Source organism: Saccharothrix sp. NBAS 001, assembly GCF_056640475.1.
Genome location: NZ_CM153251.1, coordinates 3,999,675 through 4,026,486, shown reverse-complemented (window position 1 = coordinate 4,026,486; position 26,812 = coordinate 3,999,675). Strand labels below are relative to the sequence as shown.

At 69.0% G+C, this 26,812-nt stretch carries 24 protein-coding genes; 14 read left to right on the top strand and 10 right to left on the bottom strand.

The annotated features are described in order from the left end of the window. Positions 1-156 precede the first annotated feature (156 nt). The 5 genes from AC0HI0_RS16740 to AC0HI0_RS16720 form a co-directional block, all read right to left on the bottom strand. On the bottom strand, positions 157-537 hold the full coding sequence (locus tag AC0HI0_RS16740; protein ID WP_480933295.1) for a hypothetical protein: 381 nt from the start codon (positions 535-537) through the stop codon (positions 157-159). Positions 538-662: 125 nt separating this feature from the next. After that, positions 663-896, bottom strand: coding sequence for a hypothetical protein (locus AC0HI0_RS16735; RefSeq protein ID WP_480933294.1), 234 nt, complete (start codon positions 894-896; stop codon positions 663-665). A gap of 11 nt (positions 897-907) precedes the next feature. Further along, a complete protein-coding gene (locus AC0HI0_RS16730) occupies positions 908-1,240 on the bottom strand; it encodes an AAA family ATPase (protein WP_480933293.1) in 333 nt (110 codons plus the stop codon). A gap of 85 nt (positions 1,241-1,325) precedes the next feature. Beyond that, positions 1,326-3,623, bottom strand: a complete 2,298-nt coding sequence (locus tag AC0HI0_RS16725) for a molybdopterin-dependent oxidoreductase (RefSeq protein WP_480933292.1) — start codon at positions 3,621-3,623, stop codon at positions 1,326-1,328. A 129-nt stretch (positions 3,624-3,752) separates the two neighbouring features. Continuing rightward, positions 3,753-4,304 carry an EF-hand domain-containing protein gene (locus AC0HI0_RS16720; RefSeq protein WP_480933291.1) on the bottom strand — a complete coding sequence of 184 codons (552 nt, stop codon included), beginning with the start codon at positions 4,302-4,304 and terminating at the stop codon, positions 3,753-3,755. Between the two features lie 742 nt (positions 4,305-5,046). Between AC0HI0_RS16720 and AC0HI0_RS16715 the strand changes: the two genes are divergently transcribed. Further along, a complete protein-coding gene (locus AC0HI0_RS16715; protein ID WP_480933290.1) occupies positions 5,047-5,169 on the top strand; it encodes a hypothetical protein in 123 nt (40 codons plus the stop codon). Positions 5,170-5,467: 298 nt separating this feature from the next. Further along, entirely contained in the window at positions 5,468-5,776 is a 309-nt protein-coding gene (locus tag AC0HI0_RS16710; protein ID WP_480933289.1) for a hypothetical protein, read from the top strand. A 399-nt stretch (positions 5,777-6,175) separates the two neighbouring features. Here the strand turns inward: AC0HI0_RS16710 and AC0HI0_RS16705 are convergent, their stop codons facing one another. Then, on the bottom strand, positions 6,176-6,742 hold the full coding sequence (locus tag AC0HI0_RS16705; RefSeq protein WP_480933288.1) for a hypothetical protein: 567 nt from the start codon (positions 6,740-6,742) through the stop codon (positions 6,176-6,178). A gap of 429 nt (positions 6,743-7,171) precedes the next feature. Between AC0HI0_RS16705 and AC0HI0_RS16700 the strand changes: the two genes are divergently transcribed. Further along, a complete protein-coding gene (locus AC0HI0_RS16700) occupies positions 7,172-8,203 on the top strand; it encodes a hypothetical protein (protein ID WP_480933287.1) in 1,032 nt (343 codons plus the stop codon). A gap of 117 nt (positions 8,204-8,320) precedes the next feature. Here the strand turns inward: AC0HI0_RS16700 and AC0HI0_RS16695 are convergent, their stop codons facing one another. Both AC0HI0_RS16695 and AC0HI0_RS16690 read right to left on the bottom strand, forming a co-directional pair. Further along, complete coding sequence (locus AC0HI0_RS16695) at positions 8,321-8,548, bottom strand: DUF2891 family protein (protein ID WP_480933286.1); 228 nt, start codon at positions 8,546-8,548, stop codon at positions 8,321-8,323. An 11-nt stretch (positions 8,549-8,559) separates the two neighbouring features. Next, positions 8,560-8,784 (bottom strand): DUF2891 family protein, encoded by a 225-nt coding sequence (locus AC0HI0_RS16690; protein ID WP_480933285.1) that lies wholly within the window; start codon positions 8,782-8,784, stop codon positions 8,560-8,562. A 175-nt stretch (positions 8,785-8,959) separates the two neighbouring features. Between AC0HI0_RS16690 and AC0HI0_RS16685 the strand changes: the two genes are divergently transcribed. Genes AC0HI0_RS16685 through AC0HI0_RS16675 form a run of 3 tightly spaced genes read left to right on the top strand, consistent with a single transcriptional unit; the run spans position 8,960 to position 10,538 of the window. Beyond that, complete coding sequence (locus tag AC0HI0_RS16685) at positions 8,960-9,424, top strand: DUF6301 family protein (protein ID WP_480933284.1); 465 nt, start codon at positions 8,960-8,962, stop codon at positions 9,422-9,424. A gap of 2 nt (positions 9,425-9,426) precedes the next feature. Continuing rightward, on the top strand, positions 9,427-9,906 hold the full coding sequence (locus AC0HI0_RS16680) for a TY-Chap domain-containing protein (protein WP_480933283.1): 480 nt from the start codon (positions 9,427-9,429) through the stop codon (positions 9,904-9,906). Between the two features lie 50 nt (positions 9,907-9,956). Next, the gene (locus tag AC0HI0_RS16675; RefSeq protein ID WP_480933282.1) at positions 9,957-10,538 is read left to right on the top strand and encodes a dihydrofolate reductase family protein; all 582 of its coding nucleotides are present in this window, start codon (positions 9,957-9,959) and stop codon (positions 10,536-10,538) included. Between the two features lie 132 nt (positions 10,539-10,670). On the opposite strand, the gene AC0HI0_RS16670 is transcribed toward AC0HI0_RS16675, so the two are convergent. After that, complete coding sequence (locus AC0HI0_RS16670; protein ID WP_480933281.1) at positions 10,671-13,949, bottom strand: DUF4082 domain-containing protein; 3,279 nt, start codon at positions 13,947-13,949, stop codon at positions 10,671-10,673. An 865-nt stretch (positions 13,950-14,814) separates the two neighbouring features. Here AC0HI0_RS16670 and AC0HI0_RS16665 point away from each other — a divergent pair. Continuing rightward, positions 14,815-17,046, top strand: coding sequence for an NACHT domain-containing protein (locus AC0HI0_RS16665; RefSeq protein ID WP_480933280.1), 2,232 nt, complete (start codon positions 14,815-14,817; stop codon positions 17,044-17,046). 612 nt (positions 17,047-17,658) lie between these two features. On the opposite strand, the gene AC0HI0_RS16660 is transcribed toward AC0HI0_RS16665, so the two are convergent. Then, on the bottom strand, positions 17,659-18,357 hold the full coding sequence (locus AC0HI0_RS16660) for an NUDIX hydrolase (RefSeq protein ID WP_480933279.1): 699 nt from the start codon (positions 18,355-18,357) through the stop codon (positions 17,659-17,661). Between the two features lie 178 nt (positions 18,358-18,535). Between AC0HI0_RS16660 and AC0HI0_RS16655 the strand changes: the two genes are divergently transcribed. The 7 genes from AC0HI0_RS16655 to AC0HI0_RS16625 all read left to right on the top strand — a co-directional run bounded on the left by AC0HI0_RS16655 (position 18,536) and on the right by AC0HI0_RS16625 (position 26,738). Next, positions 18,536-20,536: an Hsp70 family protein gene (locus tag AC0HI0_RS16655; protein ID WP_480933278.1), complete on the top strand. Its 2,001-nt coding sequence runs from the start codon at positions 18,536-18,538 to the stop codon at positions 20,534-20,536. Then, entirely contained in the window at positions 20,533-21,822 is a 1,290-nt protein-coding gene (locus AC0HI0_RS16650) for a GTPase (protein ID WP_480933277.1), read from the top strand. The genes AC0HI0_RS16655 and AC0HI0_RS16650 overlap by 4 nt, the downstream gene beginning before the upstream one ends. Beyond that, positions 21,822-22,301, top strand: coding sequence for a nucleotide exchange factor GrpE (grpE, locus tag AC0HI0_RS16645; protein WP_480933276.1), 480 nt, complete (start codon positions 21,822-21,824; stop codon positions 22,299-22,301). The genes AC0HI0_RS16650 and grpE overlap by 1 nt, the downstream gene beginning before the upstream one ends. 1 nt (position 22,302) lies before the next feature. Next, positions 22,303-24,228, top strand: coding sequence for a dynamin family protein (locus tag AC0HI0_RS16640; protein WP_480933275.1), 1,926 nt, complete (start codon positions 22,303-22,305; stop codon positions 24,226-24,228). 53 nt (positions 24,229-24,281) lie between these two features. Then, positions 24,282-24,791, top strand: a complete 510-nt coding sequence (locus tag AC0HI0_RS16635; protein WP_480933274.1) for a hypothetical protein — start codon at positions 24,282-24,284, stop codon at positions 24,789-24,791. After that, entirely contained in the window at positions 24,791-25,876 is a 1,086-nt protein-coding gene (locus tag AC0HI0_RS16630) for a 5'-methylthioadenosine/S-adenosylhomocysteine nucleosidase family protein (protein WP_480933273.1), read from the top strand. The genes AC0HI0_RS16635 and AC0HI0_RS16630 overlap by 1 nt, the downstream gene beginning before the upstream one ends. Before the next feature lie 712 nt (positions 25,877-26,588). Further along, the gene (locus tag AC0HI0_RS16625; RefSeq protein WP_480933272.1) at positions 26,589-26,738 is read left to right on the top strand and encodes a hypothetical protein; all 150 of its coding nucleotides are present in this window, start codon (positions 26,589-26,591) and stop codon (positions 26,736-26,738) included. The last annotated feature ends 74 nt before the right edge of the window (positions 26,739-26,812 follow it).

Below are 26,812 nucleotides of genomic sequence, written 5' to 3'. Positions count from 1 at the left end.
CGCAGCGCCGACCACGTCGAAGGTAGCCGACCCGATGTCACCCGCCCGCACGGTCGGCTCGAATCCGCCGGCCCGCCCCGGCCCGCCGAACCGATCGGCCGCACCGCTCGGCGCGACCGGGCTGCGGCCCCGCCGCGACCCGGGCATCCGTCATCCTCAGCCCGAGCTCGCCAGGGCTCGGGCGGCTCGCGCTGCTGCGGTCAGGGTGCTGCCCAGACCGTCAACCCAGCCGCGAGGTCCGGGGCACCACAGCGTGTCCTCGTAGCCGCCCGCGACGACCCGGGAGCCGTGGCCGGAGCAGTGCTCGCCGGTGCGCAGGTTGAGGTTGACCAGCTCTTGGGCTTCGACGGCCGCATCGGTGAGGGTCGTCCCGTGCCCGCTGATGAAGCCCATCCACCCGGAGCAGTAGAGGGTCGCCTCGTAGCCGCCGGGGATCTCGCGGCTTCCGCTCGCCGAGCAGTCGGACGCGAGGTTCGGTGCCGCCGGCGACACCACGGCGGCGGCGAGCGCGGCCGCCGTCACAAGGTTAAGGAGCATCGGTTCCCCGAATCATGTCGTCCGCCCGTACGCGGTCGAACATGCCGGCTCCTCCTCGACGGCCACAAGGTCTGTCTGTGTGGTGCGGCCGATCCCGAATCCCTCGGGCCCGATCGGCGCGTCGGTCACGAGAGTGCCCCGAAGACCTCGCCGGACAGCACGAGCCGCTCCAGTTCCCGCGCGGCCTCGGGCACCGCCAGGTCCGTGTTGTCGATCACGGGAACCCCGCGATCACGCCAGCCCAGCATCCGGTCGTGGATGACCCCGAGCGTCTGGTCCGAGAGCCGGCGGGTCCCGCTGCGGGCGGGGTTGCGCTCGACCAGCGCTGCCAAGCTCGGCAGGAAGACGGCGAAACCCACCCGCCGATCGCTCAGCTCGGCCCGCCACCGCTCCAGACCCACCTCGGGCCAGTCGGGGAAGACCGCGTCGTCGACGAAGCACAGGTACCCGTCCGCCGTGTACAGCCGAGCGAGGTTCGCGCAACCCGCGCGGGCGAGTTCGTACTGACGCCCGGCAAGCTCCGTCCAACCGTCCTCCGGTTGGCGTACCGGCACTTCACCAGGTCTCGCACGTCGTCCAGCGAGACGTGGACCGCAGGTCTGCCGATGGTCCTCGCCAAGTGGTCGACGATCGTCGTCTTGCCCGCCCCGGCAGGGCCGCTCACCAGGATCACCGGCGCCGGCTCGACGCTCTCGGATGTCATCCGTCCAGTCCTCTTCACGTCGGACCCGCTGAACACCGCAGGCGATCATGGTGCCAGGAGGGGGTTCTCCGGTCCGGAGGTCGGCTCAGGGTTCGAGTCGTGGTGGCGTGAAGGCGAGCAGGTCGGGCAGGGGTTCGTCGTAGCGTTCGACCTCGACCAGGGTGGTGTGGGCGCTGGGGCCTTGGGACAGTCGTGAGCAGGGCCGGTCGGCGGTGAGGACGTTCGGGTTGCCGTGGCGGTCCAGCGTCCCGTTCAGGCCCGGCTGCACCGGGTCCCACCACGCCCCGGTGGACAGTTGCACGACGCCCGGCATGACGTCGTCGGACAGGATCGCGCCGGCCAGGCAGCTGCCCCGGTCGTTGTGGACGCGGACGATCGTGCCGTTCTCGATGCCGCGCGGCGCGGCGTCCGACGGGTTGATCGTCAGGGGTTCGCGACCGTGGATCTTCGAGTCGAGGCTGTGGCCGCCGTTGTCGTACTGGCTGTGCAGGCGCGAGGCGGGCTGGTTCGAGATCAGGTGCAGCGGGAACCGCTCGGACAGGTCGCCGCCGAGCCACTCCGCGGGTTCGAACCAGGTCGGGTGTCCGGCGCAGTCGTCGTAGCCGAACGAGTCGATCTCCTCGGAGAAGATCTCGATCCGACCCGACGGCGTCGACAAGGGGAAGCGTTCCGGATCCGCCCGAAGGGCCTCGAAACCGCCGGGGAACGGTCCGGTCGCGGCGGGCAGCTCGGCGGTGGAGGTCCGCCAGAAGTCGTCGAAGCCCGGCAGGGCGGCCTCGTCGCCGAGCTTGGCCCTGGTCTGTTCGTAGAGGTGCCGGACCCACTCGGTCTCCGAGCGCGACTCCGTGAACTCCTGCTCGTAACCGAGGCGTGAGGCCAGGTCGGCGAAGATCCGGTGGTCGGTGCGGGACTCGCCCGCCGGCTCGCGGACCTTCGGCATCGCGACGATGTGGGGGTCGGAGAACCCGGCGGCGAAGTCGTCGCGTTCCAGGCCGGTGGCGACGGGCAGGACGATGTCGGCGAACTTGGCCGTCGTGTTCCACCAGGCTTCGTGGACCACCACCGTGTCGGGGCACTGCCAGGCGCGGCTCAACCGGTGCAGGTCCTGGTGGTGGTGGAACGGATTCCCGCCGCACCAGTAGATCAGGCGAAGTTCGGGCAACGTGAGGCGGCTGCCGTCGTAGTCGATGGTCCGGCCCGGGTGCAGCAGGGTGTCGGCGATCCTGGCGACGGGGATGAAGTCCGCAACGGGGTTGGGGACGGCGGGGATCGTCGCGACGAAGGGCCGGTCCCTGGCGACGCCCGTCGCGTCCATCGTCGCGTAGCCCGCGCCCCAGCCGCAGCCGGGCCGGCCCATCGAGCCCGCCATGGCCGCCAGCACGACGGACATCCAGATCGGTTGTTCGCCGTGGTCGGCTCGCTGCACCGCGTAGTTGACCATGATGAGGGAACGCCGGCTGGTGAGGCGGCGGGCGAGATCGGTGATCGTGTCCCGACCGATGCCGGTGATCTTCTCCGCCCAGGCGGCGTCCTTCGGGATGCCGTCGTGCCGGCCGACCAGGTAGGAGGCGAAGCGGTCGAACCCGGTGCAGCACCGGTGGAGGAAGTCCTCGTCGTGCCAGTCGTTGACCAGCATCGTGTGCGCGATGCCGAGCATCGCGGCGGTGTCGGTGTTGGGGACGACGGGCAGCCACTCGGCGTCGAGGAAGTCGGCGGTGTCGCTGCGGATGGGGCTGACGTTCACGAACCGCACCCCGGCTTCGCGGCACCGGCGTTGCAGGTCCCGCGTCTGGTGCCTGGCCAGGCCGCCGGGGTTGATCTGGCTGTTCTTCAGGGCCAGCCCCCCGAACGCGACCACGAGTTCGCAGTGCTCGGCTATCTCGTCCCACATCGGCATCCGGGACTGGTAGCTCCACGGGTGGCCGCCGATCACGTGGGGGAGGACGACCTCCAGCGCCGCGGAGCTGTAGGTGTTGCGCGCGTCGGTGTATCCGCCGCCCAGCGCGAGGAACCGGTGCAGTTGCCCCTGCGCGTGGTGGAACCTGCCCGCACTCGCCCAGCCGTAGGACCCGCCGAACACCGCGCTGTCTCCGTGCTGTGCGCGGACACGACGGAGTTCATCGCTCACCAACGTGATCGCGTGGTCCCAGCTCACCTCCACGAAGGTGTCCGCGCCCCGGGACGTGCCGCCGGCGCGGGGCTCGCCGTTCAGCCAGCCTCTGCGCACCGCCGGGCGCAACACGCGCGCGCCGTCTTCGGCGGCGACCACCATCCCGGGACCGATCGGCGACGGTGCGGGGTCGTCGTGCCTCGGCTCGATGCGCACCAACCGACCGGAATCGACCACGGCGACAAAGCTGCCCCAGTGCGTTGCGACCGACATGCGTCGTTCCATCGTTGCCTCATCTCCGCCTCTGACGGGTTTGCTGATCCTGGACAACGGTTGTCCGCGCTGTGCCGGGGCTGCTGTGCCGCACAGAGTGGGAGGCCCGCGGTGACGGGCCAGGGGCGGTCAGCCGGCGAGCCTGCCGAACAGGTGCGTGGCGGGGGCGTCCGGGTCGTCGCCGTAGAAGAACTCGGCCACGGCCCGGTGGAACTCGGCGCGATCCAGCCCACCCGAGTCGTCCAGGTCCAACGCCTCGAAGACCGCGGCGCAGTCGTCGGGGGACACGTTGCCCGCGAAGCCGAAGATCTGCTGGAACTCGGCCTGGTCGACCCTGTCGTCCCCGTCGAGGTCCACCAGGTCGAAGTAGCAATCGGCCACCGGCCCGACCTGCTGCGGGTACAGGGAGGGGTCGGCCAACGCCCGCCGGAACCCCTCGGTCATCTCCCGCAGGTCGACCTTCCCGTCGCCGTCCAGGTCCATCGGCGCGATCACGCCGGTCCAGAACGCGTCCAGCCCGTCGGTCAGCCGGCGGGCGGTCTCGGACTCCGGCCCGGCACCACGGGCCGCGATGTAGCGCTCGCCCATCAACCGGACGTCCTGACGGGTGATCACCCCGTCGCCGTCGACGTCCGCGCCCCTGAACCACTGACGGTACTTGAGATCCCGAACTCCAGTCACGATCACGCAATGTAGTCGGTTCGTCACGTGGTAGTCCAGCAACGGTTCGTTCGGCGAACTCGCGGCGCACACCGACCACTACCGCCACGTCACCAGGACGACCTGCGACGCCCGTGACACAGTACTATCCACAAAGGACATTCGAGGTGTTGACGGGGGCGAGACGTCTGGCCGTCCGCCGGCCCGACTACTTCCTCGTCGTCCTCGACGGCGGGGTCCCGACGTGCGTGGCGGCATTGGACGTCCAGGTGACGAGCGGTCGGAGCGGGCAGGGGACCGCGACCGGGGCGTTGGCCGCACTTCGGGGTTCGGTGCGCCGGCGGGGAGTGGACCGGCTCGTCGTTCCGGTCCGGCCGACCTCGAAGGACCAGTACCCGTCGGTGGCGATGAGAGACTTCCTCGCTTGGCGGCGTGACGACGGCTTGCCGAGCGACCCGTGGTTGCGGACCCGCGAACGTCTCGGTGGCCGGGTGGTCAAGGTGGCACCGTTTTCCACGACCGTCGTCGGCTTTCGGGAAAGAACCGCGTCACGCCCGGTGATCACGACCGTGTCGGCCCACGATGTGGATGTCGCGGTGCCGAGTCGCCGATGCCCTGTTGTAGGTGTCGGGTGTGCTGCAGCGGGGTATGACAAGCGTGATCGTGCCTGCCTGGCACGGTGTCGTGCCGGGGTGCCGGTGCGCCAACTCCTTCGGACACAACGGGAGCGGTCATGCCCTGGGTCAGTCGTCATCGTCGTCGGGTGCCGCACAGTTGGTTCCGCACCACCAGCGTGCAGGCTCACCACCGGCGGTCGCCCGCCACCATCCCGACACTGATCGCCGTGGTGCTGGCCGTGGTCCTGTTGCTCGTGCTGATCTTCTGATCGTTCCCCCGTGTCGACGCACGAGAAGTTTCCGAACGACTACCAGCGGTGTCCGAGTTCCGGGTCCGTTCACCCGGACGCGGGGAAGTCGGCGATCCAGGTTTGGCAGCGTCGAATTCGGGCCGTGCCGAGCGGGCACGCGGCTCCGGACGTGGCGGACGACGTCGGACCTGCCGGTCGTGTTCGACGCGGGGTGATCCCCGTACGTGGGTCGCGGAGTACCGGATAGTGATCGGTCCTGCTCCTAGCGTCGAAGGCAGGCGTCGACCGGACGCCACGACACTGTGAGGAGTTCGGCATGTCGATCATCCGACGGGCTTTGCTGATCGTTCCGGCGTCCCTGGCCGCCTTCGCCTTGTCCGGGACGGCCGCGCAGGCCGATCCCGGCGACGTCGTCTTCGGTGAGGGCAACTCGGTCTCGAACAGCACGACGAACAACAACCTCGTGTGGATCGACGACTCGTTCAACAACGTCTCCACAGTGGACGTCGACCTGGACGTGACCGGCCCGGCTTGGAGCGACTGGCACCACGGCGACTGGCACCACGGCAACCACCACGACGGCAACCACCACGACAACGTGACCGGCCTGGGCGACGGCCACTGACCTGACCGCCCAAGCGGCCACGACGGGGGCGGGCTCTCCGGGCGGGAGCCCGCCCCCGTCGCCTTTCAATCCGACAGCACGCCACCGGTCAGGACGCAGCGGGGGCACTTCTGCCGCCGTGACCCCACCAGTGACGTCGGGGTGCCGTCGGAGTTCGTACGTGCAGCCGGTCCCGGTGAATTCGGCCACCGATTTCACGGCTTACCCGGTGCCCATTACAACCGTGTAGCGAAAAGACGAGGTCGGCATGAGCGGCGGCGAGTACGGGGGCTGCGGAACAAGTGGCGCGTAAGTCACCGGCGAGTCTTCGTCATTTCACCCCGGCTGATCTCGTGAATTGCGGAATCGCGCCCCGGTACGGCCGGCGATCTGCTGCCGCTGCGCCTTCCCGAAGCCGGGTCAGCACTTTTTGAGCACGCACGGGCCGAGAAGCTCGCGGAGCTGGCCGGAACTCAGGCTGCCCTCCTGCTCGGAGTAGGTGGCCGCGCCGTCGTCACGGATGAAGCCCTGGCACGGGTCGTTCGTCTCCTTCATCACGTTCCCGACGAAGCCGTCGCCCTCGACCCGGTACTCGCCGAGCTTCTTGCCCGACCGCGCTTCGAACAACACGACGGTGTGGATGCCCCGAAACAGGCCGATGGTGCGCACGACCGGGCCGGCCGGGTTGCCCTGCTCGGTGTAGTTGCAGCGCTTGTACAGCCCACTGCGGCCGACCCGGGTCACGCAGGCGACCACCTGCACCTTCGCCGGGTCTCTCGGGCTCCAGATCAGCAGCTCGGGGTCGTCGGACGGCATCGACATCCCCTCGTTCACGATCTCGACGGGGTGCGCCTCCGGCCCCTCGTAGGCAGCGGCCTCGGGAAAGCCTCTCGGGGACTCGCACATCTCGCCGTAGTCGGCCAGCTCGAACGGCCCTGGCTTGAAAATCAGGTATCCGACACCTGCCACGGCCACCACGGCCACCACGATCGCTGCCACCAGTCCACGGCGCACGGCGTCCCCTCACTCAGGCGTTGTGGAAGTCGACGTTTCGACCGGCGACGCTAGCGCATCCGTCGTCGCCGGGTGTCCGGATCACCGGGAATGACCTCGGCGGCGAACCGGAAGTTTCCGCTCCCGCGGCAATATTCTTCGCCGCTGATCCCGGCCGATCGCGGCGGTGCGACCTGCGCGGGTGCGAACACCCGGACCGTCCACAGTGGACTATCGGGTTCCGGGCCTGGGGTGCGCCGGTCTCGAAAGGCGAACGGCGGTTGACATCGTCGTGGCCGGCGCGAAGGTGGTGGCGTGCTCGACGTTCGGTCCGGGCACTCGTCGACAGCCGGTCTCGGCGGGCATCGGGACTTCATCCGTCGTTGCCCTCCGATCGCCGAGGCACGGCGGAAAGGGCCCAGTATGCGCATCCACGCGGCCGTCGTGGGCACGTTGGTGGCGGCGACGGTCATCGGCACCGCGCCCCCGGCCGGTGCCGTCCCGGGAATCACGGTTCTTGCGGAGTTACCCGGTGCCCGCAACACCGTTGCATCGGCAATCAGCGACACCGGCTTCGTCGTGGGGCGGTCGTTCGACGGGACCACCACCCCCGTCCGCTGGGGCAGGAACGGCGTGATCAGCGCCCTTGACGTCCCGCGCGGCGCCACCAACAGCCGTGCGAACGGCGTCAACGACCGCGGCGAGGTCGCGGGCTCCCTGGGCTGGGTGGACGGGACGCCCGGCCAAGCGGTGCGCTGGGACCGCGACGGCCGGTACACCGAGCTGGACCCCTTGCCCGGCGACACCGGCGGCGTGGCGTACGGGATCGACAACGACGGCACCGCCGCCGGTTTGTCGTACCGGGAGAACGGGTTCACTCACGCCGTCCGCTGGGACCCCGATGGCACGGTCACCGAACTCCCCGACGCCCCCGGTGCCGATGGCAGGGACTACGGGGCCAAGGCGATCAACCATCGCGGCGTGGTCGCCGGGACGTCCGGCCGGCTTCCCTACCCCGACCTCGAAACCCGGGCCGTGCGGTGGGCCCCCGATGGCACGATGGTCGTCCTGGGACACGGCAGCTTCAGCCTGGAAGTGTCGGGGATCAACGACGACGGCGTGGTCGTCGGCATCTCCGAACTCAATGACGCGGTTCGGTGGGCCGCCGACGGCACGTACACCGTGCTGCAGGCCCTGCCCGACGGCAAGCAGAACGAAGCGCACGGGATCAACAACAAGGGCACGATCGTCGGCACGTCCGGTAGCAGCTTCGGCACGCCCGTCTGGTGGGACCAGGCCGGAAACGTGCACAGGCTGGCAGTCCTGCCGGGGAACGCCACCGGAGTCGCCAACGGGATCAACAACCGGGGTGCCATCGTGGGATACCAGTCCACCCTGTCCGGGACGCACGCCGTGCTCTGGACCGACCCGACCCGGCCACGAGCCGCAGCCTGACAGGCCAAGCGGTCGAGCCGGCCAGATCGGGGTTCGTGCGGTTCGAACACCAGTCGGCACCGGTTTGTCGTCGGTGCGACGACGTCCAGCCTGTCGCCCCGGCAGATGCGCGTGTTCTCAACTGGGCAGGAGGAGTGCGTAGTAGGCCAGGCAGTGTTCGACGGCGTACGGGCCGCCGGTGACCTGTGGCAGCGAGGCGTGGGCGTGGGCCTCCGCGGTACCCGGCATGGCGGGGATCCGGTCGTCGCCGGCGGAGAGGGCCTGCGCGAGCCGGTGCCAACACCAGGCGCGATGGAGGTTGAGCCCGTGCAGGTGGGCGATCAACCCGTCGGACGTGTCGGTCACGGTCGCCGTTGTCAGCGAGGTAGCCTGCGAACGGCCAATCGAGGTAGCGCCTGGGCGGTCAGGTGCTCGTCAGGCGTGTGGCGGATCTCCGAGGCCGGTACGAGAGCGCTGTGGTGGCGCAGCAGGCGCACCAGCACCCAGAACATCTCCACGCACGAATGCCAGTCGACACTGCCGTAGAAGCACGGATGCGGCTGTCGCGGGAGGGGATGGGCCTTGCCGTTCCATCCGCTCATCGGCACGCTCCCCGCATATTTCGCGCTCGGACATCCCAGACCAATGAGCTTGCCCTTCCCGTGGACGTGGTGGGGGACTGCCCCCGAACTCCGTCATTCGGCATTGCGGTCACCGCCGAGGCTCCCCTCAGCCTGAAGTGCGCACGCGTTAAAATCGGCCATGCAGTGGAAGGCGATGGCACCGGTCGAAGTGTGGGAGATAGTCGACTTCTGGGCCGGCCTGCCGTGGCCGGTCACGCGCGCCGAAGCCCACCTCTTGGCGATCGACCGCTTCGGCTGGGAGGTCGAGGTCGAGGACGGTCGGGAGTACCTGGTGAACTCGGTCTCCGGCCTCACCCCGCCGGACGTCTCGACGGTGGGCGCCGATTCCCTGATGTCGGTGAAGTTCTGGATCGCGGACATGATCAGGGAGGAATCGGCGGAGTCGCGGGCACTGCTCGGCGACCTCTTCACGCTGACGGTGCGCGAAGGGGTGTCCAGGCAAGGCCGCCCGTCCCTGAAGCGGGCCCGGTCGCGGACTGACGCGACCTGGAACCTGCCCGGGAGTTCCCAGGTCACCGTCACCCTGGCGGCGAAGTCGACGGTGGTCTCCTTCCGCACCCCGCGACAGGTCGAGGCCGATCTGGAGGAGGACTGCTGACGATGTCCGAGTGGGCGGAGTTCGGCCGGGGCCTCACCGAGGCGTTGCGGGACGTGGCCGACCGGGTGTTCCTGATCGTCTTCCTGCCGGGGGACCGGAAGCGGTACGTGCAGTTCGCCGGCGGTGAGCACGAGCTGGAGGCCCAGGCGGCGGGGCCCGAGGTCGTTCCTTGGGCGGAGTTCGGCGGTGTGGCCGAGGCGGGGTGGGTGGCACCGTCCGGCTTCGACCCACCGAACTGGACCTTCACGTTGCCGCTGCCAGCGTTGACGGCGGAGTACGCCGCTCTGGCGGAGCGCTGCGTGGTGGCGTTGCGGGACGCCTACCGGGTTTCGGACCCGGGAAGCCTGGTCTACCGGGCTTGGCGCGAGGGGGAGTGGCCGCCGGCGAACGAGTCGTGGTCGGACGAGCGGATCGCGAAGCGCGACCAGGGCGAGGACCCGTTGGAGATGCCCTGGCTGAAGATCCCCCCAGTTCACGGGTGAGCACGCGCACGACACGCTAATTTGGGGTACCCAAAGCAAAGGAGCGTCCCGTGGGCAAAGTGGTCATGTACAGCTCGGTGTCGGTGGACGGCTTCGTCGCGGACGAGAACGACCAGCCCGGACCGCTGTTCGACTGGCTGTCCGGCGGTGACGTCCCGTTGGACGGGAGCGGGCAGCTGAAGGTGTCGCAGACGTCCTTCGACTACACCCGGCCGTACTGGGACCAGATCGGGGTGACGATCGTCGGCCGCCACGTCTTCGACCTGACGGACGGCTGGGACGGGAAGCCTCCCGGCGGGGTCGAGCACGTGGTCGTCGTGACGCATCGGCCGGAGCCCGAGGGCTGGGACCACGAGGCACCGTTTCACTTCGTCGACGGCGTCGAGGCGGCCGTGGCCAAGGCGCAGGAGTTGGCGGGTGACCGCGTTGTGGAGGTCGCCGCCGGCGACGTCGGTGGCCAGGTGCTCGCCGCGGGCCTGGTCGACGAGGTGCGCATGGACGTCGTGCCCGTGGTGTTCGGGTCCGGCAAGCGCTACTTCGGGTCGGTCCAAGCGCAGCACCTGTTGGAGGACCCCGACGCGGTGATTCAGGGCAACCGGGTGCTTCACCTGCGCTATCGGGTGCGCCGTTGACGGTCTGAACGCCATGGGCAAAGCCAAAAAACCGGCCCATGGGGAGTTCACGCCTGCGATACCCGCGTGACCGATGTGCCGCCGTTGCGGGGAGGGGTGGCGCGGCGACCAGAACCACGCCACCCACCCGTACTACGAGGTCGTGAAGATCACGTCGACGAACATGTTGTCGCCCGTGGGATCACCCGGGAAGTCCGGATAGCCCAGGATTCGGCCCCACATGCCGTTGCCGACGGAACCAGGACCACCCGGCGCGGTCAGCTGGGGTGTCACCGTGCCCCCGTAACGGAAGTACTGCGGGATCTGGGAGTAGCGGCCCTCCGGCATGTCGTACCAGGCGATGTAGGTCGTACCGGCGGTGACCGGCACCGGGTTGGCGAACCGCGCCGTCTGCCAGCCCTCCGCCGTCTCGTTGGCGAAGCCGGCGGAAGCGAGCTGGATGTTCCTCGACAGCGACAGGTACGCGCCGTGCGGACCGCGGTTGGCCCGCGACCGGTAGTACTTGATGCCCGTGATGAAGCCGTCGACGCTCGGGATCACCCGCACACCGATGCCCACGCCGCCGTAGTAGCCGGTCTCCAGCACTGTCGGCACCGCCGCCTCGCTGTACAGCGAACACGGACACGGCGGGTTGGCCGTGGTGTAGGACCACGTGGTGGCATCGGTCTGCTTGTTCTCGTAGATGTCCGCTCCGCGCACGGTCACGGTGAACTTCGTGCTCCGGACCAGCGGTGCGATCGGTTTCCAGACCAGCGTGGTGTTGTTGTCGGCGAGGGTGAGGTTGCCCCGCATGACCATGTCACGGGCGTCCTTCACCTCGACCGACGAGTTGGTGGTGCTCACCTGCTCGTTGAAGCTGATCGACACCGAGCCGTCCAGCGCGATGTCCGTGCTGTCGTTGGTCGGCGTGTGTCCGATGTGGACCGGAGGCGTGACGTCCTCGTGCAGCGTGAAGTCGACGTCGATCCAGTAGTGGTTGCCCTCGATGGACTTGCTGGGGTAGCCGCCGCCGGGCGTGAACACCCCGGCCGCGCCGCCGCCGGTCGTGGACAGCGGCGGCGAGTTCGCACCGGGCCACCGTCGCTCGAAGTACTGGTGGTCCACCGAGTAGTGCCCGTTCGGCGCGGTGTAGGAGGCCGTGTACATCGTGTTGCTCGCGATGGACACCGGCTCGGCGAACGTCAGCGTCTGCCAACCGGTTTCGGTCTCGTTGGTGAACGTGCCGGACGCGATCCGCTGGCCCGCGCTGTTCCACAGCGAACCGGTGTGCGTGCCGGTGTTGCCGGGGCCCTTGTAGAACCGCACACCCCTGATCAAGCCGCCGCGCGTGGTGGTGAACCGCAGGCCCAGTTCGTACGCGCCGCTGTCGTTCGCGGCCGGGATGGTCGGCACGGTCGCGGCGCTGAACAGCGAGCACGGGCACGACACCGTGGCCTGGGTGGTGAAGTTCCAGGCGGCGACGGGAACCAGGCTGTTGCCGTTGACGTCGGCGGCCTGCACCTGGACCCCGTACACGTTGCCGGGCTGGAGCCTGGCGTCCGGCGTCCACGTCGCGGTCTTCTGGTCCGCCGAAAGGGTCGCGGTGCCCGTCAGGCCACCCCAGCCCGCGTCGGCCACCGTGACGACCAGCGAATCCGGGTCGATGGCCTCGCTGAACCCCAGGGTCAACGACCCGTCCAGCGCCACGTTCGTCGCGCCCGGGGCGGGAGTGCGGGTGTCGAGCGTCGGCTTGGTGGTGTCGCCGTTGAGGCCGTTGCGGTACACCACGTCGACCCAGTAGTTCGACGAGAGGTAGCCGGTGGTCGGGAACCCGCCGCCGTAGCGGAACAGGCCGTTGGGTTTGGTCGGGGTGTCGACGAGCCCGGTGATCGGGCCGTAGGTCGTCGCCTGGCTCTGGAAGTGCTTCTGGTTGACCGCGTAACGGCCGTTGGGCGCCAGGTAGGTCACCACGTAGTCGGTCCCGGCCAGGACGGTCACCGGCTCGGCGAACGTCAGCGTCTGCCAACCGGTCTCGGTCTCGTCGGTGAACGTGCCGGTGGCCAGCAGCAGGCCCGTGGTGGTCCAGAACGAACCGGTGTGCGTGCCGGTGTTGCCGGGCCCCTTGTAGAACCGGACGCCGAGCACCTCGCCCTTGCCGCCGAACCGGACCCGGTTGCCGAGTTCGACCTCGCGGGTGTCGTCGGAGGCGGGCACGGCGGGCGTCGCGAAGTCGTCCCACAGCGTGCAGGGGCACGCCGCCGGGCGCGGCGACCCGGTGCGGAACTGCCAGGTGTGCGTGCCGGTCTGGTTGCCCGCCGCGTCGCGCACCCGCACCGACGCGGTGAACGCGGTGCCGCCCGCGAGCGGCGAGGTCGGCGTGAAGTCGGCGGTCTTGCCGTTGCCGGACAACGTGATCCGACCGGCGACCGGGCCGGACGGACCGGTCAGCGTGAACTCGGTGGTCGCCGCGACGACCGGCTCGTCGTAGGCGGCGGAGATCGGGCCGTTGAGCGCGACGCTGCCGGCACCGGTCGACGGCGTGGTGCGGACCAGATCGGGTGCCCTGGTGTCGGCACCGGGCTCGGGAGCCCACACGACGTCGACCCAGTAGTTCGCGGCGGTGGAGGCGGTGATCGGGAAGCCCCCGCCGGACCGGTACACGCCGTTGACGCCGTCGACCCCGGTTTGCAGGCCGGTCAACGGTTCCAGGTAGCGCGACGACTGGGCGAAGTAACCCTGGTCGACCGAGAAGTGGCCGGTGGGCGAGAGGTAGGAGACGACGTAGGTGGTGTTGCCGTTGACCGCGACGGGTGCCGGGAAGACCAGCGTCTGCCAGCCGCTCGCGGTCTCGCCGCGGAACGTGCCTGTCGCCAGCAGGACACCGGCGCTCGACCACAGCGAGCCGGTGTGCGTGCCGGAGTTGTCGGGGCCCTTGTAGAACCGGACACCGCGCACGTAGCCGTTGGTCGTCGAGCGCCACTTCAGGCCGAGTTCGACGGCGTTCGTGTCGGCGGCGTCGGCCGTCCCGGGCACGTCGGCGTCCGTCCACACGCCACACGGGCAGACCCGGGGCGCGATGTTCGTCTCGGCGGACGCCTGGCCGACTGCGGCCTGCGCGGCGTCGAGCGCGCGGACGCGCAGCTGCGCGGTGCCCGAGGAAGTCGGGGTGAAGGTGTGGCTCCACGCCGTTTGCCCGGCCTGCCAACCGGCCGGCTTCCAGGTGACGCCGCCGTCGGTCGACACGTCGACCGACGCGACCGGGCTTTCGTCGGTGACGGTGCCGGAGAACGTGTAGGGCGCGCCGACCACCGCCGTCGTCGGGAGGTCGGTGAAAGCGGTCGGCGTAGCCGCGAACGCGACCGGCGTCGGCCCGGAGACCGGCGTGACGACCAGCGCGGCGGCGAGCAGGAACGCTGCCAGGAGTCGGATCACCGCCGTACCGGATCTGTGCCGTGCCGCATCGGATGGGAACATTGAAGTACCGCCTCTCCCCACAGGGCCTCTGATGACCCCGGTCCATGCCGGGGATCGGCCCGCACGATCACGCCGTTACCGGCTTCGGCCATCCCAGGGTGTCCGCAAGAACCCTTGCGGCGCAGTACATTCACCTGTGCGCTGAGTCCAGTGCCGCCACCGGGCGCAGCGCCGGCTGGGCCCGGTGCCGACCAGCCGAGGTCAGCTCCCTCTTGCGGGCGAAAGAGCCGGGAGCGGAAATGCGGCGACCCGAGGGTGATGTCCAGGGTGGAGGGATACCTCTGAACGGCCCAGCTTGAGTCTGGCCGGTTCGGCCCGGTCGTGCGTCGTTCGCCCCGGATTTCCCTGCGGCGTGCGGGTTCTGCTTGCTTGTGCTGGTGACGGTGCGGACGTCGAGCCGTGGCCCGGCCGGACCGGTGGCTGAGACAGGTCGAACGTGACCGACCGCTCCAGGAGCACCGGCTGCTGAACATGAGCCGATTGATGCCAGTTGGCGCGAAGGCGGCGAGGAGTTGGTGGTCGAGCCCTCCGCGCACGTCGTGGCAGCGCCGTCGGAACACTTCCAGCACGTGCGAACGCAGTTGGCCACGACCCCGGCCCGCCGTCGGTCGGCGGACAGCACGTCGACCCCACCACGAGAGTGAGTTGGCCTCGCACAAGTCGAGAACAGCCGGTCTGGGGGATGTGAAGGACCCCGGGTGGCAAGCTCGCTATCGTCCGATCACAGGCGGAGCCAAGTGCGCGCGATCTGACGGAGGCGGCTGTGGGGCGGAGGCCCGGTTGGTGGCACGCGCGCGTCATCGCCGTGGTCGCGATCGGTTCTGTGACCACCCTCGTGCTGCTCCCCATCGCGATCAACGTCGGCACCGGCGGGACCGCGCCCGGCTTCCTGGGGGACTTCCGGGAATGGTTGTGGCCTGCGGTAGCGGCGCTCACCGCGCTCACGGTGGTCCTGGGAGCGTGGGAACGGCTGCGTGAGCGCGGCGAGCCGCGATTACCCGGCAAGTGGAATCACCCGGCGAACCGCGCGGCCGCTCTCAACCGGGTCGGGGCGTGGACGGAGCGCCGTCGGGTCAACTCGTTGGTCGTCCGCGTCCAGGTCGAGTTGGCCCTGTCCGTGGAGCCGGACATGATCGTCAGGCCGCTGGACTGGGTCGACGACATCGACGAACCCGGCGTCGACAGCTACGGCAGCGGGCAAGTGGCGGCGTTGTTCGAGGACAAGCGCCACGAACTGCTGATCCTCGGCGCACCCGGTGCCGGCAAGAGCACCCTGCTCCTCGACCTGTGCCTGGCACTGCTCACCAGCGCGCGTGAGGATCCGGACAAGCCCGTGCCGGTGCTGGTCGACCTCGCCTCGTGGTCCGTTTCGGGGCTCAGCCGCCGCCGCGCGGAGGACCGCGAGCCGGTGAAGTTCAGGGAGTGGGTCGTCCACCAGATCGTCAAGCGGTACGGCATCCCGGCGGGCAACGTCTGGGCGTGGCTGAAGAACCAGCGGATCGCGCTCCTGCTCGACGGACTCGACGAGGTCTTGGCGGAGCACCGCAGCCGGTGCGTGGAGGAGATCAACGCACTGCGTGCGGAGTTCGGGGTCCAGATCGCCGTGTGCTGCCGGATTCGGGACTACGACCGGCTGAGGAGCAAGCTGGAACTCTACTCGGCGATCCGCATCGAGCCCCTGGACCGCCCACGGCTGGTCGACTACTTCGATTCGGTCAGACCCGCCCTCGACGGCGTGGAGGCCGCCCTCGACCACAACAGAGCACTTTGGGACCTCGTCCGCACCCCGTTGATGCTCAACATCATGGCGCTCACCTACAGCCGAACCCGCTCGACCGGTGTTCCCGCAGCTCAGGAACACCGACGTCTGTTCGACGACTACGTCGTGGAGATGTTGGTGCGGCGGCGGACACCCGATGCGCCGTTCACCGACCAGCAGGTGATTCGCGCGTTGAAGTTCCTCGCCCGACTCGCCACGGAGACGTGGAGCGACGTGGCGACCCGAAGTCGCCTCGGGCACCGGCTGGGGTGGTTGGCCTTCGTCCGAACGGACACGATCGTCGAAAGCTACACCCGGGTCGTGCCGACTCTGCTGATCGGGATGGGCGCGGCCGGTGCCGCTGTGGTCGGCCTCCGCTATGGCGTGTGGCCCGCGGTGGCGGCCGTCGGCTGCCTGGCGGTGCTGCTGTGGATGTCCGACCCGTCGGTCTGGTCCGACCTGCCAGTCGGCCCACGCCCGGCGTTCGGATGGCGAGACCTCGTGGTCGGTGCCGGCGCGGGCTTGGTGGTCGGCGCTCCGGCCTGGATCGCGGCCGGCTGGTTCGAGAACCTGTCGTCGACTCTGCCGCCCGGCCTGGCCTACGCGCTGGTCTTGATCGTCGTCATGGTGTTCGCTGGATTCTACGGGCTGGCGTTCGGCGCGGCTGTGGGCAACCTGGTGTCCGCGCTGACGTTGTGGGTGGTTCTGGTCGCCCTACCGGCAGTGGCGATGATACGGACCGGTCCGTCGTCGGAACTCTTCGGCGGAATGGCGACCGGACTGGTTCTCGGCGTGGCGTTCGTCGCTGTGGGCGTCGCCTGCGGGTCGTCGTGGCCGACGATCGAGTACCTGCACGACATTCCCGCGGGTACGTGGTGGGGCGCCCGGATGGTCGCGGTCACGTTGCTGGGCGGAGGCATCGGCCTGGCACTCGCGTGGATCAGCGGTGCCCAGGTCGACGGACCTCCGGTGCTGGGACCGATCACGGGCCTGCTCATCGGCATGGCCCCGGCCCCGGCGCTCGCCTCGAACACCCCGCCGTTCGACGCCATGGCCGATGGCCTGGCGGAGGCCTTCGCCAGACCGCTGGCCGCCGTCGAACTGCCCTGGCGTCGAACTGCCCTGCTCAGGTTCGCCGCCGAACGGATCCTCCTGGTCCAGGACGGCCGTCAGTACAGATTCGTGCACGGCCTGATCCGCGATCACCTGGCCGAGTGTGATCCGGTCGAACTGAGCCGTCGTGTCGACCAACGTCTAGCCCGGTCCCGCGAGGACCACCCAGTCGTCGAGGAGTGATCAGCCAGCACTGATTCGCTGGTCGCGGCCGATCTCGGGCTGTCATCATCAGCCCAGGGTCGCCACGAGCCTCCGGCGCGGAGCCGGTCCAGCTTGTCGTCGATCGTGTTGGGTAGGGCGTGGCGTTGACGAGGTGCACGCCCGATGGTGGTTGCCGACCATCGCCGCCGTCTGGGTGGTTCCGCCGGTATCCGCTCACCACGCGACCAGCGTGCGGATGCTGGATCGTGGCAGGCCCTGTGATCGTGGATCGGCCGCCAGGCGGATTCTCGCGTTGACCCGAGCCATGTAGTCGGAAGCGAGCAGGCGGGCTCGTGGTGTGATCCTGGTCCGGGGCGCGGGCTGCTCGGTGGAGACGTGCGCACCCGAGCTCGAACGTGACGTCGGCGTGGACCTGAAAGCACGGGACGGCGCGGAGGACAAGCAGCGATGTCCGGGCCGTGCTGACCATCGAAGCCGGGCCGGCTTTCGTCAACGCTGTTCCTCGACAGACGTCTCGCTCGTCCCCGGTCGATCGACGTGCGTCGTCCACGTTCGTGGTCGACGCACTGGCCCCCTCCGCCGAGGCCCTCGTCCGTGACCGGTCGGGCGAGGGCCTCGTTTGGCGTCCGTTCAGTGCGGCCGGAGGATCGGGGGGCTGAGTTCGGTCACCCGGCCCGCTCGGTAGAGCGCGGCGGGACGGCCGGACGTCGAGGCGCGCTTGTGGTCGGTGGAGACCAGGAAGCCCGGCACCTCCCGCACTTTGCGGTGAAAGTTCGGCGCATCGAGGACTACACCCCAGACGGCTTCGTAGACCTCCCGAAGGTCTCCGATGGTGAACTCGGGTTCGCAGAAGCTGGTGGCGATCGTCGTGTGCTGGAGCTTCATCCTGGCCTGTTCGACGGCGTCGCAAAGGATCTCGTTGTGGTCGAAGGCGAGTGAGTCCCGATCCGCGAGCAGCTCCCCGACCGGCCGCCACCGCGCGTCGCGCGCGTCGGACCCGGCGTCCGGGACGGGCAGGTCGGGAGCGATCGCCAGGTATGAGCAGGTGATCACGCGACGGTCACGCGGATCGCGGTCGGGATCGGAGTACACCCGGACCTGTTCCAGGTGGAGTCCGTCGAGGCCGGTTTCCTCTTGAAGTTCTCGTGCCGCCGCCTCGTCCAGCCGTTCGCGTCCACGCATGAAACCACCGGGCAGGGCGAGTCGGCCCTCGAACGGGCTCGTGCCGCGCTCGACGATGAGCACGTTCAAGGCGCGTTCGCGGATCGTGAGGATCACCAGGTCGACGGTGACGTGGACGAGCGGTCGTTCGCGCTGGGTACGGGACACCCTTGCAGCGTACCTAATTGTCGACTTGACAGTAACCTGGTCGCTGATAAAGTCAGATCGACAATAAGTCTTCCTGGCTGCAGGTTGAAACGTCCGGCGAAGTCCTGGCGATCACTGGATGGCACTGGCCGGCTCGCCGCCCCGCAGGCGGGCGGGAGCCTGCCCGGAGGGAGTTTTCATGATCGTTTCGATCGACATCGGGGCCTCGCTGACCAAGGCCGCGGTCTGGGACGGGAGCGTCGCCGAGGTCACGCCCCTGGCCGTCCGGAGCAAAGATCAGTGGTCTTCTTCCCTTGCCCTGCAACGTGATGGATCTCTGGTCACCGGCCAGGTCGCGTGGCTCGCCCGCAACAGCGCGCGGGATGCTCCGCGCTACTTCGCGGGACTCAAGCAGTTGATCAACCTCGCCACCGAAGTCGAGCCCGTGCACCGCGAGATCCGATTTCCCATTGGTGACACGCGTCCGGTCACCCGGGGCGTGCTCACCGCTGTCGATCACGTGCTGACCGCAGTGCGCACAGAGCACGGCGAGCCCGAGCACGTCGTGCTCACCCACCCGGTGATGTGGGGAGACTTGGAGAAGGTGGTTCTCACCGAGGCTGCGGCGGCGCTCGGTGTGCGCTCGGTCGGGTTGATGAGCGAGGCGGAGGCGGCCGGCAGGCACGCGGCCGCCCAGGTGGGGCCGGGTGGGACCATCGCGGTGTTCGACCTGGGTGCCTCCACCTTCGACTTCGCGGTGCTGCGCACAGACGTGGACGGTGCGCCGGAAGTGCTGGCGACCGCAGGCAGGCTGTGCGGCGGCGACGACTTCACCGCGCGACTCTTACGGCTGGTGCGGCGACAGGCCGGCCCGGAGGCGCTGGCCGAACTGGAATCCAACCTCGCCGTCCGTGCCGAGAAGGTCTCGGACGTGGCCAACGGTGCGAAGATCAAACTGTCCACTGAGGACTCGACGACCTTCACGCTGGGCGACTACAACGTCGAACTGCACCTGGAGGACTTCGAGGAGGCGATCGATCCGCTGGTCGGATCCTGCCTCGCCGTCGCCGCCGACGTGGTGAAGTCGCTCGGCGCTGTCGGCGTCGACCGCGTCGTGTTGACCGGTGGTGCCGCGAGGGTCCCGCAGTTCCTCAGGCGAGTCGAGAGCCTGGCGCGAGAAGACTGGGATGCCGAGTTCACCGACCTGTCCGAGCAGTCGGTGAGCAGTGCGGCGGCGCTCGGTGCACCGCGCCGGCCATTACCCTGGCCCCAGGAGACCCCGCGGGCACGTCGCCCGTTCACGAGGACTTCGCGGGCCGTTGTGCTCTCGCGCCCGGACGGCATCGCGGTCGGGGCACCAGGTGGCGTCGTGGCGCTGTCGGCGACGTCGATGCTGGAACGACACCGCCCCGACGGTGCCGTGACGACCGGAGTCGTGGGCGGCCCGCAGACACCGGTCACCCGGATCGCCGCAGACCCGGCCACCAGGCGGATCCTGATGGCGAGCCCGTCACCCGCGTTCACGCTGTCCGAGTTCGGTCTCGGCGGCGACATCCGTCCAGGGGTGGTGTTCGGCAGGCTTGGCGCCTCACCCGCTCGGCCGGACAGCGAAGTCACGGCCCTCACGTGTCGTGGTTCGGTGATCGCCTGGGCACAGGCCGGGGAGCGCGGTGGCGTTCTGATCGACACCCGTGACTGGGAATGGCATTCCCTGCCCCTCCGCGAACCGGTGCGGGAGTTGTTCTTCACCGACGAGCCGCTGCTGCTGGCACGCACGGACAAGGCGCTGGTCGCGTTTGAATCACCGACGCTCCGTGAACGCGCGTCCATACCGTTGCGAGGCGAGGCGCATCTCGCTGTCGAGCCAGTGCACGGACTGGTCTGCGTCGCCGACGACGGGGTGGCCACGACCTACGCGATGAGTTCCGCAGGCTTCTCACTTCTCTGGAAACGACAGCTCCCGTCGGTGGGAGCGGTCGTCTACCCGCACGGCTCGAAGAAGCCGGTGCTGATTGCTTGCGACGTGGCCGCCGGGGCGTATCGCGCCTTCGACGAGCTGTCCGGTGAACAAATCGCCTTGTGCGACAACGGTGCGGCCGCGTCGCCCGACACGCTGTTCCCGAGCCCGGACCCCGGCGTCGTCTACGCCCGACGTGGCCGGGTGCTGGACCGTCTCCACCTCGCCGAGGTGGATTCATGACGACTGTGCCCGATTTGATCGCACACGAGTGCGAACTGCTGCTGGCCCAGGGCCGATTCGCGGGGACTTCGTTGCTGCCCGATGTGGTCGCGCAGTGCCGTCAGCCACTGAGGGTGTTGCTCGTGGGCGACGTCTCGACCGGGAAGTCGACGCTGCTCAATGCGCTCGTCGGGCGGGCCCTCGCGGACACCGCGTACCAGGAGAAGACCAGTGGTGTCACCTGGTTCCACGGGTCGGGCCTGGTGGGTGCGGAGTTGGCGGACCCGGCGCACAGTTCGGTGGCGGTCGACTTCCCGCTCGCCGACCGGATCGTGCTCGGCGACACCCCCGGCCTCAACAGCAGCTCGGAGAACCCGGACAAGACGAAGGAGCTGCTGGGAGGTGCTGAACTGGCCGGTGCGGCGGCGGCGTACCTCGTGCTGGTCGACGGCGAGTCCAGCGCGGGGTGGGCCGAGATGGTCTCCGACCTCGGGGTGATGTCCTCGGGACCACTCGACCTCGTCGGCAACATCGTCCTGGTCACCACGAAGATCGACAAGATCGCGGACGTCCCGGCGTTCGAACGGCGGTCGAGAGGCCAAGCGCCGACCACGTTGCGCTATGTAGGTGTCAACCAGTTGATGGCGGCCTCGGTGCGCACCGGCAAGGTCGATGACCGCGTCGCATCGGCGTTCCTGCGGCTACGCGGCCGCCCGGACCTGCTCGCTGCTGCGGGGCTGGACTGGCGCCGTATCGGAGAGGCACTGCCGGATGAGGACGTCGCGGTGCTGGAATCCGTTGTGGGAGTGCCGAGGTCACTGCCGGGGCTGCTCGCCGAATCAGCGGGACTGACCACGACCGCCGAGGTGGCCGCGTTGTTCGAGCGGGCATCCCGCATCGGGGAACTGGAAGCTGTGCTGGCGGATCTGGCGGAGGACGCCGAACTGTTCACCTCTGTCGCCGTACTGCACAGGTTGAGCAGAGCACCAGACCGCGGTCTGGTGGCGGCGCTGCGGCCGGCGTTGACGGAGATCACCGGCTCGCCGGAGTTCGCGGTCCTGCACCGCCGTGCGGCCGCGCGCCTGGTTCGCCACACCGACGTCGGTGAGCAGTTCAACGACTCGCAGCGCGTCGACATCACCCTGCTGGCGCGCACGGGAACGTGCCGGGAGCCGGAGAGCCTGCGCCTGCGGTGTGAGGCGGTTCGGGTCGACCCCACAACCGACTCGCGCACCCGCCAGGTGGCTGTGCTGCTCCTCCAACTGCTGCACCAGATGCGCTTCGTCCCACTGGAAAGGGGTGTGTGATGCGACAACTGCTCGTCGATCTGCGCGTGGTGAGCAGCCGTGTGCTGATGAAGCTGGCCACCGCGCTCGATCCGGCACCGCGTGACGTACCCGTGGACCCCGGGCCACCGACCGCCGAGGCGACCCCCGCGCCGGAACCCGAGCCTCCCGTCGACACCGGACGGGAGGAGGCACCCACTCCCGCCGACGGTGTCTCCGCGACCAAGGCGGTGCTCGCCGTCGCCGACCTCGTCACCAACCCCGAGTTGGCGAGGCGGCTGTTCGAAGCGGCCTGCCGAATTCCCGGTGTGGTACCGATCCGGCCGGCTCCCGGCGACGTCTACGACCCGCTTGAGCACGAGTTGGCGGAGGTGAGGCCGACGACGGCCGCACCTGAGGTCGACCACGTCGCCGAGTTGCTCACCCCTGGATTCCGCAGCGACGGCGTAGGACTGATCCGTCCTGCGCGAGTCGCCGTCCACGACCTCATGGAGGCATGAGATGAACGACGAGTTCGCCGACAGGATCGACCGTGCCGCCGCCGAAATCCTGACACTGGCGGAGAAACGACAGGTCAGTGCGTCAAGTCAGGCACCGCTCGCAGCGCTGGCCGACCGGTGGCGCGACCCGGTCGCCAAGGTCGCCGTCGTGGGTGAGATCTCGGTCGGCAAATCGACCTTGATCAACGCGCTGGTGGGAGAATCGATACTGCCGACCGGAGAGGAACCGCTGTCGTCCGTGCCGGTCGTGCTGAGCCACGGCCTCAGCACCGTTGCCACCGTGCACCTCTTATACGGCGGAGAGTTTCACTTTCACCAACTCGTCGGTGCCGAAGACATCTCCGTCCACCTCACCACGCGCGGCGAGCACGTGCTGCGCGAGAAGTACGGCCGTGACGCCAGGGTGCTCGGTGCCGAGGCGTCGACGCAGTCCGAGCTGCTCGCGAGCGGGTTGCAGCTGATCGACACCCCTGGAGTCGGTGGACTCGACCCGGCGCACCGCAGGCGCACCATCGCCACGCTGGAGGACGTGGACGCGGTGCTGTTCGCCATCAAACCCGATCGCCCGATCAACAAGAACGAACTCGCGTTCCTCGCCGAGTCGGCCGACCGAGTCCGGACGTACGTGATCGTGCAGACCCGCCGCGACGAGACCACCCGCGCGGACGAGCACCTGGAAGAGGAGTTGGCTCGCCTTGCCGACCCCCTCACCTGGTTCACCGTCGTGGGTGCCGAGCGAGCGGCCGAACTCGCCGCGCGGTTCACCGACGTAATCGGTGTGTCGGTTGCCGCGAAGCTCGCGCTGGACGCCGGGTGCTCGACGGAGGCACTGGACCTGACTGGGATCTCCGAGCTCCGCAAGCGCCTCACGGAGGAAGTTGTCGACCGGGTGGCCGAGATCCATCGCGGCGACATGGTGCGACTGACCAGGACCGTCGTGGCCGCCAGCAGGTCCAGGCTGGAGGACCTGCTGGACCTGCTGGAGGCCGGGGACCTGGATGACGGACCGATCCGCGCACGGGAGGAGCGCATTCTGTGGTGGGTCAAGCGTGACGGCGACAACTGGCGGGAGAACCTGCGCACCGCGACGGTGAACGCGCAGCAGGCGATCACCGAACTCGCGAACGACCGGATCCGACTGCTGCGCAGGGACTACCGCGACCGGTTCGCCACGATGAGGACCAAGGCGATCAAGCCCGCGGTCGACGTCCTGGTCGCTGAGCCGGAGAGCCTGCTGATGACCATGCGGACAAAGTCGAGGGCACGTCTGGTGCGCGCCACGGTGGGGTTGACCGAGGGCAAGAAGGACGACCCGATCGCGCGCGGTGTCGACCAGTGGCTGACCGCGGCCGAGATGCAGAGCAGGCTTCCCGACCTGTCGGGCGCGTACCTCGCACCGCACGCACGAATCCAGGTCGAGGACCTCAAGCCGGCCGCGTCCCTCGGCGCGATGGCGGTGTACCGCGAACAGGTTCGGCCCGGCGGTCCCAAGGACCGGGTCGACAGCACCCACAAGGGGGTCGGCTCCGCGCTCGCCGTCGCCGGCGCCGCTTTGATGAGCCCGCCGGTGCTGATCACGCTGGGGCTCGCGGCCGGCCTGTTCAGCGCGATCGGGGCTTGGCGCCGGAGGCGGATCGACACCATCGCTGCTGCGAAGCAGGCGTACGAGGCGGTGGAGGAGGCGATTCGGGAGCAGGCCCTGCCCCACGCGATGAAACAGGCCGAGGTCGACCGCGACGCGATCATCGCGGGCGTGCAGTTGCTCACCCAGCAGGAACAGGCGCTGATCGCCCGCGACCGGGAAGACCTGGACGACGTGGCGAACCTGCCCCCGGAGGAGCGGGCGGACCGCAAGAAGGGCGTCGAGCACGATCTGAAGTGGGCCGCGCACATCGACGCCGAACTCGACGACATCGAGAAGGGGTGAGGGCGATGGCCGGTTCCGCGTCCACCGTGGACGACTCGGTCCGCGAGGTGCTGATGTCCGAGTACGAGATGCTCAAGGCCGAGCAGAAGGCGCGGATCGTGCTGCGCGACCGGTTGATGTACGCCACCTTCGCAGCTCTGACCGCGATCGGGGTGACGAGTCTCGGCGCAACGCAGGCGGCGCTTCTCCTCCTCCTGCCACCGGTGTGCGTCGTGCTCGGGTGGACCTATCTCGTCAACGACGAACTCGTATCCGCGATCGGGACCTACTTGCGTGACGAACTCGGGCCTGCGCTCGCCCTTACGGTCGGCGGGGTGGCGGTGCTCCGCTGGGAGACCGAACACCGCAGGGGTGCCGGTCGTCTGCTGCGCAAGTCGTTGCAGCTCGGGGTCGATCTGCTGATGTTCGTGGTGCCCGTTCTGGTGGCGATCGGCTGCTACTGGCTCACCGGACCCTTGACGCCGATCCTGGCCGTGGCGTCGGTGGTGGAACTCGGCACGGCGATTGTGCTCGGCGTGCGCATCGTCGGCTCCGCCTCTCTGTCCGACGGGAGGAAGAACTGATGGAGCAGCACGACCTGGGACTGATCGTGCCGCTGGAGGAGGAGTTCGAGTACGTGCTCCCCGAGCTGGAGCGGACCGGCGAGAAGAGGATCGAGGGCACCCTCTACCACCGGTTCCGGTTCGGCGATTCGGGCGTCACCGGCGTGCTGTCGGTGATCTATGAAATGGGGCAGTCGAACGCGACACTGGCTACGCACGAGTTGTTGGACAACTTCGACGTACCCATGGTCGCGGTGGTCGGCACTGCGGCGGCGTTGAGTGACGACGTGGCGCTGGGTGACGTAGTACTCGCACAAGAGATCCAGAACTACCTCCACGCGGGTAAGGTCGTGGACGCCTCGGCCACCGACGACGGGTGGCAGCTCAGGATGGCCGGCACCAGCTGGAAGCCGTCGTATCCACTCATCAGCTTCCTGCACGACTACAAGCACAGCACCGCCGGCCGGGAGCGGGTCCGAGAGTGGGCTGCCGACAGCCTCGCCGAGTGCCGGATCGCCGGGGGTGCTCGTCCGGTGCGCCCGCCGCGCTACCACGTCGCTCCTGTTGCGACCAGCGACCTGGTCGTCGCCTCTGCGGCGTTCCGCGATGAGCTGCTCGGGCACAACCGCAAGCTGGCGGCATTGGAGACGGAGGCGGGCGGCGCGGCGCTGTCAGGCTATCGTCGGACGAACGCCGTCGACGTGCTGGTGGCTCGCGGTGTTTCCGACCGTGCGGGGGCGGACAAATCGGCCACCGATGGTGTCGTGGACCAGGACGGCGAACCGAACGCCTGGCGGGCTTACGCCGTGCGCAACGCGGTGAACCTGGTGAAGGTACTGTGCGGCGCGCCGGATTTCCCCCGGCGTCGCGCACCCCGCGTGGCTCCACCGAAGACGAACTGGCACACGGTGGGGTTGACCGCCGCGCTTGTGACGCCGCCGGCGATGACAGTGGGTCTCGGCTTTGGCGAATCTGACAGTGCCGAGATGGTCAACGGTGGCCTGGACGGGCCTTCACCAGACGGCCAGGGGCCTGAGGGGGAGTTGGATGCGTCGGAGGTCGAATCCGTCGATCAGGAGGATGAGTTCGAGGTCGACTTCTCGTGACCGGCAGAGGTGATTCCGTTTTGAGGAGGTCTTGGCCGATGGTTTGTAGGTTCGTCTGCGGTCGCTGATCCCGGTGCGCGCTAGGCGCTACCGCCATCCGACGAAGGAGTGCCGGCGATCAGGCGGCGTTGGCGGGCATCCTGTGCGTGGTGCGTACCGGGATCGGGCGGAACCGGCCGCCCATCGCATTGTTCGGTGTCCAGGGCGCGACGTTGGTTGCGGGTTGGAGGACCGCAGGGGCCGACCGACGTGTCGGTCGACGGAGGGTTCAGCGATGTGTCGAATGCGGATCGTCCCCATTGTGGCTACCGCCGTGTAGCGGCATCGGGATTGGGGGATGTCGATGCTCCGGGATGTGATGGTGCGCATCGGTTGGGCACGGCGTGGTCGGGTCGAGTTGGACCGACGGCCTCCGCATTGGAGCGACCTTCCCGGCCGTACTCGCCGGCGGGACCGGCGTCGGCCCGCCTGGACGGCACGATGGTCGCCTGAAGTCGGTCGCCTCGAAGGGCTTCCGGTCGCCGCGGCGCGTCACCGGCGCGCGTTGTGCCAAGAGCGCGCCGGTGACGGCCGTTCAGAGTTGGCGGCGGCCCCGGCCTCGGAGCCGGGCGCGGAGCGCGGCGTACCGGGCCCCGGTGCCCAGGTGTCGCTCTCGGCGGGCTCGCACGCGGCCCTGTCGGGCGGCGTGCCGTCCGCGCCCGGACGAGGGGCCGTGGGGCTGTTCGTCGCCCTCGAACATCCGTCGCCGATCGCGTTCGGGCAGGGGGACGTGGATGCGTTCGCGGACGGGTGCCCTTGGTGTGTGGATGGCGGGCAGGTCGAGGTTGTCGACCACCCAGAGTGCCTGGTGGTTGTTGCCTGAGCCCGCACGTTCGGTGGGCAGGATGGTATGGCGGAGGGCGCTCATGGTTTCGGTGGTCTCCGGTGTTCATGCAG